Source organism: Alkalibacterium thalassium (assembly GCF_900101165.1).
Classification (GTDB): Bacteria; Bacillota; Bacilli; order Lactobacillales; family Carnobacteriaceae_A; genus Alkalibacterium; species Alkalibacterium indicireducens.
In genome coordinates this window covers 1-17,013 of record NZ_FNFK01000015.1, presented here as the reverse complement: position 1 = coordinate 17,013, position 17,013 = coordinate 1, and the positions used below count along the sequence as shown (strand labels likewise).

Below are 17,013 nucleotides of genomic sequence, written 5' to 3'. Positions count from 1 at the left end.
AATATATGATCGAAATGGCACAGACAAAAGAATCTGAAAAGGTGATATGCCCCAGATTCGAGCAGACTTTTTCAATACTTGGGAAAAAATGGACTGGATTAATCATTGATGTATTGTTGGATGGACCTCGTCGGTTTAAAGATCTCTCTCAGGCAATACCAGGAGTCAGCGATCGGGTACTAGTTGAACGGTTGAAAGAACTGGAAAAAGAAGAAATCGTGACGAGAGACTTGGATGACACGTGCGATATCCGTTCAGGCTACCGCCTGACAGCTAAAGGTAAAGCTTTAAGAAATGTCATGAATGAAGTGCAGGAGTGGGCAAATCAGTGGATTTGTGATACTGAATTAAATAACTTAAACGATAGATGAAAAAGAGTAGAGATGACCGATCAGTACCAGAGAACAGTGCCTAGGCTGAAAGCATTGACTGAGGAGTCTCTTGAAGTTCACTTTCATCGTGTACTCTGCACATATCTGCAGGGTTAGACATGGATCGGTAATTAAAATCCCGGTATGCGCCGTTATGCATGAGTGCAGAAGCAGTGGCTTCTGAACAAGGGTGGTACCGCGTGTTGACCTCGTCCCTCTATTGGGACGGGGTCTTTTTGTATGTTAAATAATTTATTAAAGGAGTATGAAGATGGGAATTGAAGAACAATTAACAGGTGTACTGGCTAAAGCAGTCACTGACATCGATTCAGCTGAGTCTGTAAAGGAAATAGAAGCGATCCGTGTCAGCTATTTAGGAAAAAAAGGGGAAATAACAAGTATTCTTAAAGGAATGAAAGATGTTTCTCCGCAGCAGCGACCAGTTATCGGTAAGAAAGCGAATGAAGTTAGAGATGAACTGACTGCCGTGCTTAATCAGAAAAAGGAACGCCTTGAAAAAGAAGCATTACAGAAACAGCTAGAAGCAGAAACAATCGATGTGACGCTTCCAGGTAGACAGGTGAAAAAGGGGCAGACACACGTGCTTACTCAGATCATGGAAGATATAGAGGATCTGTTTCTAGGTATGGGTTATCAGATTATTGAAGGAAACGAAGTGGAGTCTGATTACTATAACTTCGAACGGGTCAACCTGCCTCAGAATCACCCGGCCCGAGATATGCAGGATACGTTCTACATCACGCCGGATGTACTGTTGCGTACACATACTTCACCAATTCAGGCTCGTACGCTTGAGAATCACGACTTTTCAAAAGGGCCTCTGAAAATGATCAGCCCTGGTAAGGTATACCGAAGAGATACGGATGATGCGACGCACTCTCATCAGTTCCACCAGATCGAAGGGATGGTCATCGATGAGAATATCACTATGGCCGATCTGAAAGGGACCCTGGAACTGCTGGCTAAGAAAATGTTCGGCGAAGAACGAGAAATCAGATTGCGACCAAGTTACTTCCCGTTCACAGAGCCTTCTGTTGAAGTGGATGTGAGCTGCTTTAAATGTGGCGGTGAAGGATGTAACGTCTGCAAGAAAACCGGCTGGATCGAAATCCTGGGAGCCGGTATGACTCATCCGAATGTGCTGGAAATGTCTGGCGTGGATTCATCTAAATACGGTGGCTTTGCCTTTGGTTTAGGGCCAGACCGTATTGCCATGCTTAAATATGGAGTGGATGATATCCGTCACTTCTATTTGAACGACCAGCGTTTCTTAACACAATTCAAGAGGAAAGGGTAGAATAACATGAAAGTATCTTATAACTGGCTGAATGAATCACTGGACCTGTCGGGAGTCTCTCCTCGTGAACTGGCAGAACAGATCACACTAACTGGGATCGAAGTCGACAGTGTGAGTGAACCGGCCAATGAACTGAAAAATATCGTCGTCGGTCATGTGCTGACTGCTGAACGTATGGCAGATTCCGATCACCTGAACGTAACTGTAGTAGAAGTCGGACAGGACGAACCGATACAGATCGTCTGCGGCGCACCGAATGTAAAGGCCGGACAAAAAGTCATTGTCGCCTTGCCGGGCGCACGACTGGTGAATGGATTGAAGATCAAGAAAAGCAAGCTGAGAGGAGTCGTCTCAAATGGGATGATCTGTTCGCTTGAAGAACTGGGATTTTCTGACTCAGTGATTCCTAAAAATTCTGAGGAGGGTATTTATGTGCTTCCGGAAGACGCTCAAATTGGAGAAGATGCCCTGCCGTATCTTGGTCTGAATGATGCATTCATCGAACTGGATATCACACCGAACAGGGCCGATGCCTTGAGTATGAGAGGTGTCGCTTATGAAGCTGGAGCGATACTTGAACAGACACCCAAGTTTACTGGAGTCAATCTGAGCGAAGACCCGACGGATTCTGTAGATGAATATGTCAATGTGTCAGTAGAGAACAGTGAAGACAACCCGATCTATAAAATGCGAGTTATCAAGGACCTTGTTGTAACTGAAAGTCCCTTGTGGCTGCAACGCAAACTCATGCATGCAGGCATCCGTCCGATCGATGCAGTAGTCGATGTGACAAACTACATCATGCTTGAATATGGTCAGCCTCTTCACGCCTTCGACTATGATGCATTGAACTCAAAAGACATCCTGGTTAGACGTGCCAGAGGATCTGAAACTCTAGTCACATTGGATGGACAGGAGAGAAAGTTGTCTTCAGACAATCTTGTCATCACTAATGGAGCAGATCCGGTTGCTCTTGCAGGAGTCATGGGTGGAGAAAATACACATGTCACTGGAGAAACAAAAACTGTTGCACTGGAATCAGCTGTATTCGAATCCAGCCTGATCCGTAAGACTGCACAGGCACTGAACTTGAGAAGTGAATCCAGTTCACGGTTTGAAAAAGGTCTGAACAAAGAAACAGTGCAGGATGCGCTGGACCATGCGGCGGCTCTCATTGCCTCATTAGGTAAGGGTCAGGTCGTATCCGGTACGGCAGAAGTTGTCTCGGAAGAACCTGCTTATCAGACTGTAACGACTACTCTAAATAAAATAAACGGCTCTCTTGGTACTGACTTGACGGTTGGCGAAGTTGAAAATATCTTTAACCGACTGGGTTTCGAAAACAGCGTGACTGTGGATGAAATCAGTGTAACGGTTCCTCCAAGACGCTGGGACATCAGTATTGAAGCGGATCTTCTTGAAGAAGTGGCCCGTATTTACGGCTACGATCAGCTCCCTTCTACCTTGCCTCGCAGTGAATCAGTACCGGGAGAACTGACTCATGCCCAGAAGCTGACTCGTTTCACCCGACATTATATGGAAGGCTGCGGACTGGGGCAGGCAATCAGCTATGCATTAACTACTACAGAAAAAGCAGCAGCCTTCTCATTGGAGGAGAGCGCACCAGTAGAACTCGACTGGCCGATGAGCGAAGAGCATAAAGCCTTGAGACAAAGTCTTTTGAGTGGCCTGCTCGACAATGTTCAATATAACGTCGCCCGTCAGACAAAGAATGTGGCCTTGTTTGAAATTGGACGCATTTTTACTCGACAGGAAAAAGACTTGCCGAAAGAAACGACTCATGTGGCAGGCGTCATGACAGGCTCATTAGTGGAGAACAGCTGGCAGGAAACTGAAATACGTGTCGATTACTTTGCGGTCAAAGGCATCGTGGAAGAGTGGCTCGATACTCTCGGCGTTCTTGAAGGCATTTCCTTCGTCCCTTTTAAAGAATTGCCTGAACTGCACCCAGGACGTACTGCTAAAGTATTATGGAACGGACAGTACATCGGAGTTATTGGACAGCTGCATCCTCAGCTTGCTCAGGACCGTGATTTGAATGATACTGTTGTTTTTGAATTGAACATGGAGCCATTGCTTGCGAATGAGCAGGACACTTTGACCTATGAATCAATTCCCAAATACCCTGGAACATCCAGAGATATTGCTTTTGTCGTAGATGAATCCGTTCTTCACGCAGAAGTCATGGATGTGATGACAGAGGTAGGAGGCAAATGGCTTCGTTCAATCCGCCTGTTCGATCTATATCAGGGAGACAATATCGAAGCAGGCAAGAAATCTCTAGCTTATACCTTGTCTTATCTGAATCCGGAAGCGACCTTGAAAGAAGAAGAAGTCAATTCAGACTTCGAAAAAGTGAAACAGGCACTGGTCGAGCGAGTCCAGGCTGACATTCGTTAAATCGACTTTTAGTTGAGCAATAAATAGGTAAATGCTGCCGATTACCTCTCACATTAAAGACGCAGGGTCTTTAATTGAGAAGGGAAAGGCAGCATTTTTGTTTAGTGTCAGAAGAAGAGCTCGAAATTTCAGAAATGACGGTCGATATAATGCATAAATCATGGATTCATGTTATTATAAGAAAGAATTTGCGAAGCGAGGAGGCTTATTCATGCCGGAGGGAAAGCGACGTTATAAAGCAACCATTGACGGAGAGAGCTACACTATCGTTGGACCTAAATCACAGGAACACATGAAAACCGTAGCTGAAACAGTGGATGAACAGATGAAGCAGTTAAAAGAACTCACAAAAGGTTTAAGTAACGAAAAGCGTGCGATCCTGCTTGCAATCAATGCTGTATCTGACCAGCTGACTATGCGCAAAGAACTGAAAGACATCAAGAAAAAACTGGAACACTTAGAGTAAAAGCAGAATCGGCTTCTGTTGTTTCAGACAAGGAGACAATTATGATATTAACGTTTATTATTTTATTTATACTACTGCTGTCCCTGTACAGCGGAGCCAGACGGGGACTCGTCCTTCAGCTGGTGCTGACTATCGGGTATGCTTTATCATTCTGGTTTGCATTGACCTACTATCAGCAGCTCAGTGGCTTTGCTGAAATGATGATTCCCTATCCGACACCTACGTCGACATCGGCCAATCCATTCGTTTTATACAGCATGGATCTCCTGTTCAATCTTGACGGGGCTTTCTATAAAGGAATTTCATTTATCCTCATCCTGTTTGCAGGCTGGCTGGTGACAAGACTGATCGGCGGGTTGTTCAATTTCCTGGCGGACATCCCAGTTGTCAGAACCCTCAACGCTATTGGAGGAGCACTGATCAGTTTTGTGGTCCACTACATCGGGCTGTTTCTCGTACTGTTCGTCCTATCGACCGTACCACTGCCGATCATTCAGAATCAGTTTGAAGCAAGCAATGTGGCGCGAAATATTGTAACGACGACACCGGAATTATCCGGACAGTTTTACGAATGGTGGGTCATAGAAGGACTTGAAGAATAGACATTTATAAATGGAGGATGGATCGAAGGAGACAGTATGAGGCTCTGGAGGCCATCCTTTTTTGTCCGGAAACTTAAAAGAAAATTAGTAAGGCTCCCGCTATAAGTGGGAACAATAAGGAGAGAAAATGAATGAAGACAGTTCAGGCATCCTTTAAAAAACTGGAATTTGAAAAAGTTATACAGCAGTTATCCGAATATACCGTTTCTTCATTAGGAAGGGAACGGTCGCGTCAGCTGCATCCAATAACAGACATTAAAGAAATCACTGAAAAGCTTGAAGAAACGGAAGACGCCGTCTTGCTTCTGAGACTAAAAGGAGGAATGCCGCTTGCAGCCTATGAAGATATTCGTCCTCACCTCAACCGGGTGCGGATACAGGGAACGCTCAATGGTCTGGAACTAGCGCAGATCGGTCGAATCCTGAAAACAATTCGTGAAATAAAAATATTCTTTTCTAAAGCACAGGAAGAAGCGGTCCCTTTAAAACAGCTGTATGAGAAAGTCAGTGGGCTGGATACCTTTGCTAAACTTGAACGGACTATATTTTCTGTAGTCGATGAAGGGGGATATGTGCTGGACGATGCCAGTTCCAAGCTTAAAGGACTCAGACAAGGCATCAGGCAGACGGAAAGCCGTACCCGCCAGAAGCTGGAAAGCATAGTCAGAGGCCCCCAAGCCCGTTTTCTGACTGACGCTATTATTACAATGAGAAACGACCGATATGTGATTCCGGTCAAACAGGAAAACAGAAATACATTTGGAGGAGTCGTCCACGACCAGAGTTCAACGGGACAGACACTCTTTATAGAGCCGCAAAGCGTGGTCGATCTGAACAATCAGTTAAGACAGTATCAAGTGGCTGAAAGGAATGAGATAGACCGTATTCTCAAAGAAGTGACGGAAGAAATCGAACCATACAGAGAAGCTATCTCGGCTCAACTGAACAGTCTGGTCGAGCTGGATGTCATTCAGGCCAAAGGTCGTTATGCCCAAGCTATCAAAGCAGTGAAACCTGATGTGTCAGAAGACAATCACGTTGCGTTGATAAAGGCACGTCATCCTCTTCTGAATGAAGGGGAAGTTGTAGCAAATGACATCATTATTGGTGAAGACTACAAGACGATGATCGTTACCGGACCAAATACCGGCGGAAAAACAGTGGTTCTTAAAACATTGGGTCTCCTGCAGCTGATGGGCCAGTCGGGGCTCTTCCTGCCAGTTGAAGAAGACAGTACAATGGGGATCTTCTCCAGTGTGCTCGCAGATATTGGAGATGAGCAGTCGATCGAGCAGAGTCTGTCAACATTCTCATCACATCTGACTAATATCGTATCGATTCTTGAACAAATCGATGAGAAAAGTCTGGTTCTTCTGGATGAACTTGGAGCGGGGACCGATCCTCAGGAAGGGGCGGCGCTGGCCATTGCGCTTCTTGATGCTATCGCTCAGAGAGGCAGTTTTGTTATGATCACCTCCCATTATCCTGAACTGAAAGCATATGGATACAACCGCCCGGAAACGATCAATGCCAGCATGGAGTTTGATGTAGATACACTCAGCCCGACCTATCGCCTGCTTATAGGGATACCTGGACGCAGTAATGCTTTTGAGATTGCCAAACGTCTTGGACTGGATGACGTGATCATTGATTCTGCCAGACAGCTGATGAGTGGAGAAAGCCAGAGTGTAGACCAGATGATCCAGGATCTGGAGACAAGACGAAATGAAGCCGAACAGCAGGCTGACAAGGCAAGAAAAGACTTGAAACAAGCTCAGGCACTTCATAGGGAATTGAAGACTGCCTTCGAAGACTATCAGAATGAAAAAGACAGGCTGAAGAAAAAGGCAGAAAAAGAAGCCAATGCTATTGTTGACAAGGCGAGAGCAGAGTCTGAACGAATCATTAAGGAGCTGAGACAGCGTCAGCTTGACGGCGGTCAGCAAGGTAATCTGAAAGAACATGAACTGATCGATGCCCAGTCAAGATTGTCCGGACTGAGAAAAGAAGAAGAGACGCTTAAGAAAAATAAAGTTCTTCAGAAGCAGAAGCAGAAAAAGACACTTAAAGTAGGCGATTCTGTATCCGTTCAGTCTTTCGGACAGAAAGGCACGATCATTGAAAAAGCTGATGGGAAGCATTGGGTCGTGCAGATGGGGATGCTGAAAATGAAATTGCCTGAAGCTGATCTTATTCAGATCGAAGATGAGAAGGAAGCGGACCGCCGGGTGTCAGTCAAAAGGACCTCATCATCCGGTGTGTCGACTGAAATCGATGTACGCGGCGAACGTGTGGAAGAAGCAGTCAATCGCGTGGATCAGTACATTGACCAGGCTCTACTTGCCAACTACCCTAAAGTGACTGTCATTCATGGTATGGGAACAGGCGCAGTCAGAAAAGGTGTGCATCAATATCTTAAAAAACACTCTCAAGTCAAAACTTACGAAGATGCTCCGGCAAATCAGGGCGGAAGTGGTGCCACGATCGTGACCTTTAAATAATCAGATTCAAAAGCTAGACAAGGGTACTAAATTTTGCTATACTGACAATGGATTAAGCGGCTTACTTTTAATAAGTAAGTTCAGTAAACTTATAGGAGGTTCAATAATGGTTAGAGAATTAACAGATCAGAACTTTGAACAGGAAACAAATTCAGGATTGGCTTTAGTCGACTTTTGGGCAACATGGTGTGGGCCTTGTCGTATGCAGTCACCGGTCATCGACGAGCTGAACGAAGAATCCGACGGCAGTGTGAACTACTTCAAAATGGACGTTGATGCAAATCAGGCGACACCAAGCAAGTTTGGTATCATGAGTATTCCAACACTTCTTGTAATTAAAGACGGAGAAGTTGTAGATAAGCTGATCGGTTACCACAGCAAAGAACAGATCGAAGAAACGCTGGCTAAACACAAATAATCATCGCTTTGACAGATATTCCGCTGCCTTATCATAAGGTGGCGGAATTTTTCTGTTCAGACCCTGAAAAGTGGAATAGAATAGTTACAATACCTAAGTTATGCACTACACTGGTAATTCATGAATAAAATACAATCTTGTCATATAACCTTAATGTAATTATGTTTAAATAGTTAAAAGCGTTCTCTTGAAAGATATCAAAAGATAGTTCAGAATAGTAGACAGAATCTGTAATGATTTAAGTGTATAAATGTGAATGCTTTATGACATTTCAATGGATATAATCGGTAATAGACCGAAAGAGCCTATCATTTTAATGAAGACTATTATAGAATAGTGGTGTAACAGGATTAAATAACAGTCCAGATCTGAACATTCAATCTTTTCTACAACCCCTGTGGATCATTTATACATATTTTTCCAGTTTGGAGAGCGGTCACATGTCACAGAATGAACAATGTCAAACTGTGCTGTCAACAACGATTCAGTACAAGTATATAATTGAATGTAAAGATAAATCAGTGGAACTCCAGGTAGAGGACCGCGATGTCTTTTATAATGCAGACGATGAACTTGATTGTCCATTGGATGTTGTTCTTCGTAAAAATGCCTACTCTTTCAATGACTTGATGAGCTGGGATGCACGTGAGATAAGATTTATTAAAATTATTGATAACGAATCCCTGATCATCAACAGTGTGCCTTTAAATGTCAATTTATAACAGCAAAGTGTTTATCTTTTCTTTTAAAGAGGAATAGGGTAGCACTTTTTTTATGCCTGAAAATGAGTTTATCTGTTAAAATGTAAGGGACTATGTTTAGGTTTGAGGAGGACAAGAATGAAAGTAGCTATCGTAGGAATGGGCGTAGCTGGTATCAGCATAATAAGAGAATTGAACAGGCAGTTTTCTACTGATGAAATAGCTGATCTGGAACTCTTTCTATATACCCGGTCTGATCAGTTTGGAACAGGGTTTCCTTACAGGTCAGATGATGAAAGCCTGCTGATCAATCAGTATACAGAAACGATGACAATCGAACCGGATGATCCAGAAGATTTTCTAAACTGGATCAAAGAAAATAAATCAGCAGAAACCGTTTATCATACTCACTTACCACGGAGCTGGTTCGGAGAATACTTAAAAGAGAAGATGAGCATCTGGCTTGAGACATTGAACTATACGGTGATATACGAAGACGTACAGAATATTGAAAAGCTGGATGAGGATACCTATAGAATCGTGACAGAAAAGGCCAGTCAGCGGGTTGAAATGGTCCATCTGGCAGCAGGACACCTAGCCTATCAGGACCCGTACCAGCTGATCGGGACACCAGGGTATATCTACGATCCATATCCCGCAGACAGGCAATTAATGATGTCGGTTGAACAGAAAAAAATCGCTCTGATCGGGACAGGGCTTACTGCTCTGGACGCCTTGCTGTTTTTGAGAAAAGAATACCCACTCTCTGAAATTACATTTTACTCAAGAGACGGTTTATTTTCATCAGTGAGGGGGAATGAGCCCTCAGTCACGATGCATTACTTCTGCCAGGATAAAGTAAGCGATCTGATTGCCGGTGGAAAACAGATCACACTCTCTCTTGTTAAAGGCTGGTTTTTAAAAGAAATGGACGAGCACGGAATCAATGCTGAATGGATATGGAAAAATTTAGGTAAAGGTACGATGCGGGGTATGGCCATGGATCTGACATACACAGAATCATTGGGTGAATTCCAGTCGCTGATCCGACATATGAGAAAATGTTACCCTATTATCTGGATCAATCTGCCGGACGAGGAAAAAGATGAATTTATACAGACCTACGGAAAGCAGTGGCAGCGATTCAAAGCACCCTTGCCTCAAAAAACTGCCACTTATCTGATCAAGCATCTCTACAAAGAGGATATTAAAGTAGTAAAAGACTTGAAAAAGATAACGAAAAAGCATTCAGAGTTTGAGCTGGAAACGGAGCAGGGAGACATGAGTTATGCAGATGTTGTAGTCAACTGTACGGGACAGGATACCGACTTGAAACGTTCATTAAGCCTGCAGCAGCCCTTGATCAGGAATCTTGTAAGCAGCGGCATAATCGTCCCTTACCATTATGGTGGAATTCAAATTGATTATCCCAGCATGAGCGTAATAGATGCTTCCGGACACTGCCTTCAACGGTTCAAGGCATATGGTCAGATTGTCTCAGGTGTGCAGTTCGGAAACAATAACGTTGAACTGGTTAGTATGAGTGCCGCCAGTGGAGTAAATTCAATGAAATTATGGCTGCAGAAAAAGGCAGATACATAAGCGATTGTGATCAGCAGTTCGCTGGACTGTCGGTCAAATACGATTGCTAAACTATCTGCCTTCTTACACTTTTAGTCCACAGCTTCTTTTCTGTCAGCTTGAAGAATAATTTCTACAACCTTCTTCTTTCTGACGATATTGAATGATCCTTCAGTATAGGTTTCTGTGTAAGTCTGTATGGCCTGTGCCAGAAAACCCGTTTCCAGAGAAAAATCGGCATCCGTATGCTCACTTAGTCTCAAATGAACAATCTCACCGTGAAGCTGGAAAAGATAAGACGATTTCTTCTGTTCCAGAAGCGTCAAGGTACCAAAAGAAGCTTCTTTTACAGCGGAGATGATGTCTTCCAGGCTGGTAAAGGTATGACTTCTGGCGAGCTCTTTTCCGGCCCAGTATAATATGTCAGACTGGTCTTCTTTCAGAAGATTAGGAAGCAGTGAATCTCTAAGAAGTAAAATACCTTGATGCGGGGGATGCAAGTTAGTGTTACTAGTCATTCTTTCACCTCGATCAATAGTAGATAATTATAAAAAATAAATTGAATGATGTCCGTTTTGACTCTTGACTTCTATAATTGGAGCGACAAGTCTTTATATTTATAGCCGGATTCTTTATAATTATATAGAGACTGGAACATCTGTTACTATTTTACAGTGTTTGTGTCCTGGATTCTAGTCAGATAGATAAAATCTGTCAACAATTAACTAAAATTATGACATCGGTGTTTGTGATGTCTGAAAGTAAAGGTTGTTAAGTATGTCAAATAGACCCATAGGTTTACTGGATTCCGGTATTGGAGGCCTCACAGTCTTAAAAGCTGTCAAGCATCTGCTTCCTCATGAATCATTCATCTATATCGGAGACAGTGCCAGAAATCCTTACGGTAACCGCACAGAAAAAGAAATTATCAAGTATACGGAAGAACTTGTGAATTTTTTACTGCTTCAGGATGTAAAAATGATCGTCATAGCCTGCAACACTGCCACAGCATTAACACTGACTCTCCTGAAAGAAAAACTTAATATCCCGGTAATCGGCGTCATCAGTGCCGGAAGCAGAGAAGCAGCCCGACTATCTGAAACAGGGCACATAGGAGTGCTCGCAACTCAGAGTACAGTAGACTCGCAGTTCTATTCAGAGTCGATTGCAAGAGAAAGAAAAACTGTAGAGGTTACCAGCCTGGCCTGCCCAGAATTTGTCGATCTTGTGGAAGCAAATCAGCACACTGGTGCAGATGCAGAACAGGTCGTAGCTGAAAAGCTAGCACCTCTGAAAATACAGACTATAGATACGCTGATACTAGGCTGCACACATTTTCCGCTCCTGTCCGACTATATCCAGAAAGTGATGGGCGAAGAAGTCAAGCTGATTGATTCTGGAGCATTGACTGCAGTATCGATCAGAGATGTTCTTAAAGAGGAACAACTCGAAGCGGAAGCAGACCACCAATCTCCGATGATGAAAATATTCACGACTGGAGATGCAGAACTGTTCAGAGTAATCGCAGCTGAATGGATGGAGAATGATTCACTGGAAATAGCACATATATCATTAGAAGGATTGATTTAAGTGAATGAACTGACCAAGACAATAGTGATCGCAACAAGGAATAAAGGAAAAGCTAGTGAATTTGAAGCTTTATTCAATAAGAAAGGCTATGCCGTACAAACACTTCTCGACTACCCCGAGGTATCGGATATTGAAGAAACAGGAATTACCTTTCAAGAAAATGCCCTGCTTAAAGCAGAAACGATAGCTGAACAGTTTGAGACGCTTGTGCTTGCGGACGATTCCGGCTTGAAAGTAAAAGCTCTTCATGGTCAGCCGGGAGTCTATTCGGCACGTTACGCTGGAGAAGAGAAGAATGATGCAAAAAACAACGCTAAACTGCTGAATGAGCTTGCAGATGTCAAAGATGAAGACCGGACAGCTGTCTTCCACTGTTCACTTGCTCTTGCGATGCCAGGCAAAAACTCTCTGGTAGTCGATGGGGAAGTAGCTGGGAAAATAATCGGTGTCCCTAGAGGAGAAAACGGATTTGGTTATGATCCTCTGTTCTATCTGGAGGACAAGAAAAAGACCATGGCAGAACTGACTGAGGAGGAAAAAAATAAAATCAGTCATAGGGCAGTGGCACTGGAAAATTTGGAAAGTGTTTTCGACGACTGGCTTCAAAACCAATGAGGAGGAAAGCTCAATGAGAATAATCTGCGTCAGTGATAATCATGGCAATACCTACTATATGGAGGAACTTCTTTCGATTTATCAGGAAGAAGCCGATGAGTGGATACACTGCGGGGACTCAGAACTACTTGAAACCCATCCGTTGTGGCAGAATTACAGAACGGTAAGAGGTAATATGGATATAGCAGAAGGCTTTAAAACTGAACGAGTGGAGGAACTGGAAGGGGACCGCTTCCTGATTGTCCACGGACATCGCCATGGCGTGAAGCGGTCCTATAATGAACTGAAGACACGTGCACTAGAAGAGAACTGTCAGTTCGCCTTCTACGGACATACCCATATCCCGAAAGTGGAAGAAGAAGACGGCATCTTTTTCATAAATCCCGGAAGCATTGCCCAGCCCAGAGATCGAGAGATAGGCACATATCTGATCATGGATTTGGATAAAGACAATCACCAGGTCTCGTTCATATACTATGACCGTGATCATAATGAAGTTAAAGAACTGACTAAATCATTTAATCTCACTGACTGATCAGGATTCTCATCATATTGCCATTATTATAATGACTTAACCCCTCATATTGTAGCTTAAGGTAATCACGTGCAAAATTATTCTAAGAAAATTCACCTTATACACCTTTTTAGTTGGGATAATATGTCATAAAGGGTAAAATATATGAGAAGACTAGATACGAGGAGTGAATAAATTGATAGGTGAGAAAATAAAATCATTACTTATCTCTAGTGAAGGGGCCCTTGTCAAACCTGCAGAAGAAGTTGCTGTCGTAGGTTTAAAGAACAGACTGAATCACGCTTTACTTATTTTAACATCTGATAAATATGCAGTTGTTCCCGTTCTTGATGATGAATCAAAAATGTGTGGGCTGATATCCATGCCGACAATATTTCAGGCAATCATGAATATTGAAGATGTCGAATTTGAGAAATTGGGAGAAATTGAAGTAAGAGAAGTAATGGATACAGACTATCCTGTGGTGAAAGAAGACTTTGAACTGGAAGAGGTTCTTCATGCCTTAGTCAATCATGCCTTCATCACCGTAGTAGATGACGATAATTATTTCAAAGGCATCATCACCCGCAGTGAAATACTCAAAGGGACCAATCGAATTGCCCATGAGTTTGAAAAGCTGTATGATGTCAGAGAAAAAACTCAGGAAAAGCTAAACCGGGATGAAGAAGTGAAGAAAGAGTCAGTTCTCAAATAATTTATAGGAAAGCAGCAGTTCAATCGGCTGCTTTTCTTATGGAAAGATAATAAGTGTCGTGGGAGTGCAGTCTAATGATAATTGATGCTTCGATAGCTTATCTAAACTGAGACTAGAGGGGAGTCTAATGTGATTTTATCGTCCATATTGTTAGAGAAAGTGTAATTAGGAGTTGTCTAAGAGCATCAGTCAAAGGTTGTCCTTGACTGAACTATAACTAGAGGCCGTTTAACGGCATTTAAGACAGCTATAATTTCATAAGCTGTAACTAGAGGCCGTTTAACGGCATTTAAGACAGCTATAATTTCATAAGCTGTAACTAGAAGCCATCTAACGGCATTAATAAGTCAAAGAATTTCATGAACTTTGACTATAAGGGGTTTAGCGAAGACTTCTATTCGATCACTCTGCCTGAACTGAAATTAGAATGGTTCTAACGGTAAGTTTCCCCCTTCGGTTCAGCAGAAACTGCACTAATGGGAGCTCAAGTAGGCTGAGAGAAAGCAGGAAGTGACTGAACGTGACCCATAGGAGTGTGATCTTAAAACGTAACTCTTTAGACAGCTGACTGCCAATTTACTCAATTAACATCTATCGGGATACCGAAGAAGAGAGTAAAGAATTTCTTTTTAATAAGGAAACGAATCGCAGAACGCTTCGTGTAAATAAACATAATTGAATCTATTTGACAAAATAAAAGCCAGTCAGACGGGATTGACCCTGTCTGACCGGCAAGAGTGCTCACTATATATATTTCTGATTATGGTGTCTGAATATCTAGGTTGACTTTAGGCAGTTCAATACCTGCTTCCCTTAAAGCATCGACGTATTTCTCGTAGAAGAGGTTACGCATAGCAAATTCAGTACCGGACTTGGTGTACATTATGACCTGAGCGGCAATCTGGCCTGCGCCAATGGGGACAAAGGCAATTTCTGTCGGCTCAATAGTGATCTCCTCACATCGGGGAATCCATTCCCGGTTGACTTGTTCAAGAACTGATCTGACCTTGTTTAGATCCGTTTCAGGAAACAATCTGACATGAAGCATAACACGCATATCCGCCCGCGACCGGTTACTGATGACTGTGATTGATCGGTTAGGGATGAAATGTGTAGTTCCGTCGAAATCTCTGACTTTGGTTGTTTTAAGGTTGACATCTTCAACGGTTCCCAGTATACCGCTCAATTCGACGACATCACCAACGTCCAGCTGTTTTTCCAGCAGGAACATGAAGCCATTGACTATATCTGATACAAATCCCTGAGCACCGAGTGAAAGTGCCAGACCGACGACCCCGGCACTGGCTACTAATGTGCCGACTGGTACACCCATGAGTTCAAGTATTGCATAGACGAGGAAGAAATAGATGATGGCATGAAAACTGTTTTTACTCAACTTATACAAAGTGTTCAGACGATTAGGTACAGTCTGCTTTTCTTTCATATATCGCTTGAAAACGAGTTCGATGGCATAATTACCGATTTTTTTCAGAATGAAGAAAATGATCAGAGTCAGAATAAGCTGCATGAAGAATAAAATAATTGAAGAAAAAACACTTTCCCAGTCAATATCATTCCAGTATTCAATAAAGAAGTTTAATCCTTCTTCAGGAGTTGTAGGTCCTTCCTGATTTTCAGTTCCGTTAGTCCGAGCAAAATACATAATTGATTCGATCCTTTCAGAGAGTTTTAGTGTATCTATATTCTACCAGTTTTTTTAAATACTTCAATTTTGTTAATTGAGGGGGATTCAGAACCTTCTTGTTTGCAATAATCAGCTGGATAATGGTAATCTAAGTCTATACAGAATTGAAGAAAGAGGGATTAATATGACAGGTGGAGAAATAGCTGCATTAATTGCGGCAGGTGCTTTTGCAGTTTTAGTTCTAGGCTTATGTTTTGTACTATTTAAAGTGGCAGGCATTGTTTCAGAACTGAATACGACGATTGAAGAAGCGAATAAGAGCCTGAGCACGATCACTAAAGACGCGGATCATTTACTTATTGAAGTCGAAGGGCTTCTCAATAAATCCAATACGACTTTAGATGACGTGAATGGCAAACTAGGCATGACTGATCCATTGTTCAAGGCTGTTGGTGACTTAGGTGAATCAGTATCAAGCCTGAACGAATCAACAAGAAATCTGACTTCACATCTTGCCAGCGCATCAAAAAAAGGTGCAACGGTCGGAATCGCCAAAAAAGTTGGCAGTAAAGTCAGAGGGTAAGCACGATAGTAATAAATAAGGAGTGAATATTCAGCATGAAAAAACATTCAAATACTGAGAGTTTTGTACTGGGAACATTCGTCGGGGCAGCCGTAGCTGGCTTGACCGCACTTCTGCTCGCACCTAAGTCAGGTAAAGAAATGCGTGGAACTATTGCTGATCAAGCTGACAGAACGAAACAGCAGGCTAAAGAGTATATGTCTCTTGCTAAACAAAAAGGATCGGATTTAAGAGATACAGTAGAAGAAGCCGGATCAGAATATCTGAAAAATGCTTCGGTCACTTATGACCAGCTGTCCAATCAGGTTAGCTCGAATATGGACGAAACTGAAAAAAATCTCGATAAAATCAAGCAGGAAGCAAAAGAAACAGCTGAAGGTGTCAAAGACGCTCTCAAAGAAGGGACAGAACGCGACGTAGAAATTACGAAAGATGCGGCCGAAGATGCTCAGGAAACAATTGAGGAAGGCATTGAAGAAGGAAAAGATCTGTCAGACACTGACACGTCCAAAGCTTAATTGGAGCGGGCACTTATCAGATTTCTCTTAAAATTAAACTATAAAAAGGATGCGTACTGTTCGCATCCTTTTTATACATATTCCGTGTGATGATGAAGGCGACGTGGAGAATGGAACCACTGAAGTTGGTGTCACACATGGTACCTTTGAAGACGGCACTTAAGAACTGGTCGAAGCAAACTATGATGAGAACGGCTGGCGGGCTGAATTCATTATCAATGTTGAAGATGGTGAAATCGTCACGTCAAATTACAATGAATACAATGAGCAGGGTACAGCTAAGACTGAAGATGAGAGTTATCAAGAGGCAATGGCTGATCAGGCAGGTATTGGGCCTCAGGAATACATGGATGCTTTAACGTAATTCCGAAAGAAGTCTCCCACTTCTAAACGTATGGGTACGAAGCACCAGTGAAAGTGGGAGATGAATGTCGGTCAAGCGATAGCTTGAAGT

General features: G+C 42.8%; 15 protein-coding genes and 1 pseudogene. 14 read left to right on the top strand and 2 right to left on the bottom strand.

Going from position 1 to position 17,013, the window contains the following annotated elements; all coding sequences use genetic code 11:
• Nucleotides 1-14 precede the first annotated feature (14 nt).
• The 9 genes from BLR76_RS05085 (at nucleotide 15) to BLR76_RS05045 (ending at nucleotide 10,400) form a co-directional block, all read left to right on the top strand.
• Complete coding sequence (locus BLR76_RS05085; protein WP_425425703.1) at nucleotides 15-371, top strand: winged helix-turn-helix transcriptional regulator; 357 nt, start codon at nucleotides 15-17, stop codon at nucleotides 369-371.
• Nucleotides 372-642: 271 nt separating this feature from the next.
• Nucleotides 643-1,689, top strand: a complete 1,047-nt coding sequence (gene pheS, locus BLR76_RS05080) for a phenylalanine--tRNA ligase subunit alpha (RefSeq protein ID WP_091266296.1) — start codon at nucleotides 643-645, stop codon at nucleotides 1,687-1,689.
• 6 nt (nucleotides 1,690-1,695) lie between these two features.
• Nucleotides 1,696-4,110, top strand: a complete 2,415-nt coding sequence (gene pheT / locus BLR76_RS05075; protein WP_091266293.1) for a phenylalanine--tRNA ligase subunit beta — start codon at nucleotides 1,696-1,698, stop codon at nucleotides 4,108-4,110.
• A 211-nt stretch (nucleotides 4,111-4,321) separates the two neighbouring features.
• Nucleotides 4,322-4,576, top strand: coding sequence for a cell division protein ZapA (locus BLR76_RS05070; protein WP_091266290.1), 255 nt, complete (start codon nucleotides 4,322-4,324; stop codon nucleotides 4,574-4,576).
• A 41-nt stretch (nucleotides 4,577-4,617) separates the two neighbouring features.
• A complete protein-coding gene (locus BLR76_RS05065; protein WP_091266287.1) occupies nucleotides 4,618-5,178 on the top strand; it encodes a CvpA family protein in 561 nt (186 codons plus the stop codon).
• 131 nt (nucleotides 5,179-5,309) lie between these two features.
• Nucleotides 5,310-7,679, top strand: a complete 2,370-nt coding sequence (locus BLR76_RS05060) for an endonuclease MutS2 (RefSeq protein WP_091266284.1) — start codon at nucleotides 5,310-5,312, stop codon at nucleotides 7,677-7,679.
• Nucleotides 7,680-7,785: 106 nt separating this feature from the next.
• On the top strand, nucleotides 7,786-8,097 hold the full coding sequence (gene trxA, locus BLR76_RS05055) for a thioredoxin (RefSeq protein WP_091266281.1): 312 nt from the start codon (nucleotides 7,786-7,788) through the stop codon (nucleotides 8,095-8,097).
• Between the two features lie 440 nt (nucleotides 8,098-8,537).
• Nucleotides 8,538-8,819 (top strand): hypothetical protein, encoded by a 282-nt coding sequence (locus tag BLR76_RS05050; protein WP_091266278.1) that lies wholly within the window; start codon nucleotides 8,538-8,540, stop codon nucleotides 8,817-8,819.
• 117 nt (nucleotides 8,820-8,936) lie between these two features.
• Nucleotides 8,937-10,400, top strand: coding sequence for an FAD/NAD(P)-binding protein (locus BLR76_RS05045; protein ID WP_091266275.1), 1,464 nt, complete (start codon nucleotides 8,937-8,939; stop codon nucleotides 10,398-10,400).
• Between the two features lie 71 nt (nucleotides 10,401-10,471).
• Here BLR76_RS05045 and BLR76_RS05040 read toward each other — a convergent pair whose 3' ends face one another.
• Nucleotides 10,472-10,897 carry a YslB family protein gene (locus BLR76_RS05040; protein ID WP_091266272.1) on the bottom strand — a complete coding sequence of 142 codons (426 nt, stop codon included), beginning with the start codon at nucleotides 10,895-10,897 and terminating at the stop codon, nucleotides 10,472-10,474.
• 259 nt (nucleotides 10,898-11,156) lie between these two features.
• Here BLR76_RS05040 and racE point away from each other — a divergent pair.
• The 3 genes and pseudogenes from racE to cbpB all read left to right on the top strand — a co-directional run bounded on the left by racE (nucleotide 11,157) and on the right by cbpB (nucleotide 13,813).
• Nucleotides 11,157-12,584, top strand: a pseudogene (gene racE / locus BLR76_RS05035) (glutamate racemase).
• A gap of 13 nt (nucleotides 12,585-12,597) precedes the next feature.
• Complete coding sequence (locus BLR76_RS05030) at nucleotides 12,598-13,119, top strand: metallophosphoesterase (RefSeq protein ID WP_091266269.1); 522 nt, start codon at nucleotides 12,598-12,600, stop codon at nucleotides 13,117-13,119.
• A gap of 175 nt (nucleotides 13,120-13,294) precedes the next feature.
• Nucleotides 13,295-13,813, top strand: coding sequence for a cyclic-di-AMP-binding protein CbpB (gene cbpB / locus BLR76_RS05025; RefSeq protein ID WP_091266266.1), 519 nt, complete (start codon nucleotides 13,295-13,297; stop codon nucleotides 13,811-13,813).
• Between the two features lie 760 nt (nucleotides 13,814-14,573).
• Here the strand turns inward: cbpB and BLR76_RS05020 are convergent.
• The gene (locus BLR76_RS05020; protein ID WP_091266263.1) at nucleotides 14,574-15,476 is read right to left on the bottom strand and encodes a mechanosensitive ion channel family protein; all 903 of its coding nucleotides are present in this window, start codon (nucleotides 15,474-15,476) and stop codon (nucleotides 14,574-14,576) included.
• Nucleotides 15,477-15,642: 166 nt separating this feature from the next.
• On the opposite strand from BLR76_RS05020, the gene BLR76_RS05015 reads away from it, so the two are divergent.
• Both BLR76_RS05015 and BLR76_RS05010 read left to right on the top strand, forming a co-directional pair.
• Entirely contained in the window at nucleotides 15,643-16,041 is a 399-nt protein-coding gene (locus BLR76_RS05015) for a DUF948 domain-containing protein (protein WP_091266261.1), read from the top strand.
• A 35-nt stretch (nucleotides 16,042-16,076) separates the two neighbouring features.
• On the top strand, nucleotides 16,077-16,559 hold the full coding sequence (locus tag BLR76_RS05010) for a YtxH domain-containing protein (protein WP_091266259.1): 483 nt from the start codon (nucleotides 16,077-16,079) through the stop codon (nucleotides 16,557-16,559).
• Nucleotides 16,560-17,013 lie beyond the last annotated feature (454 nt).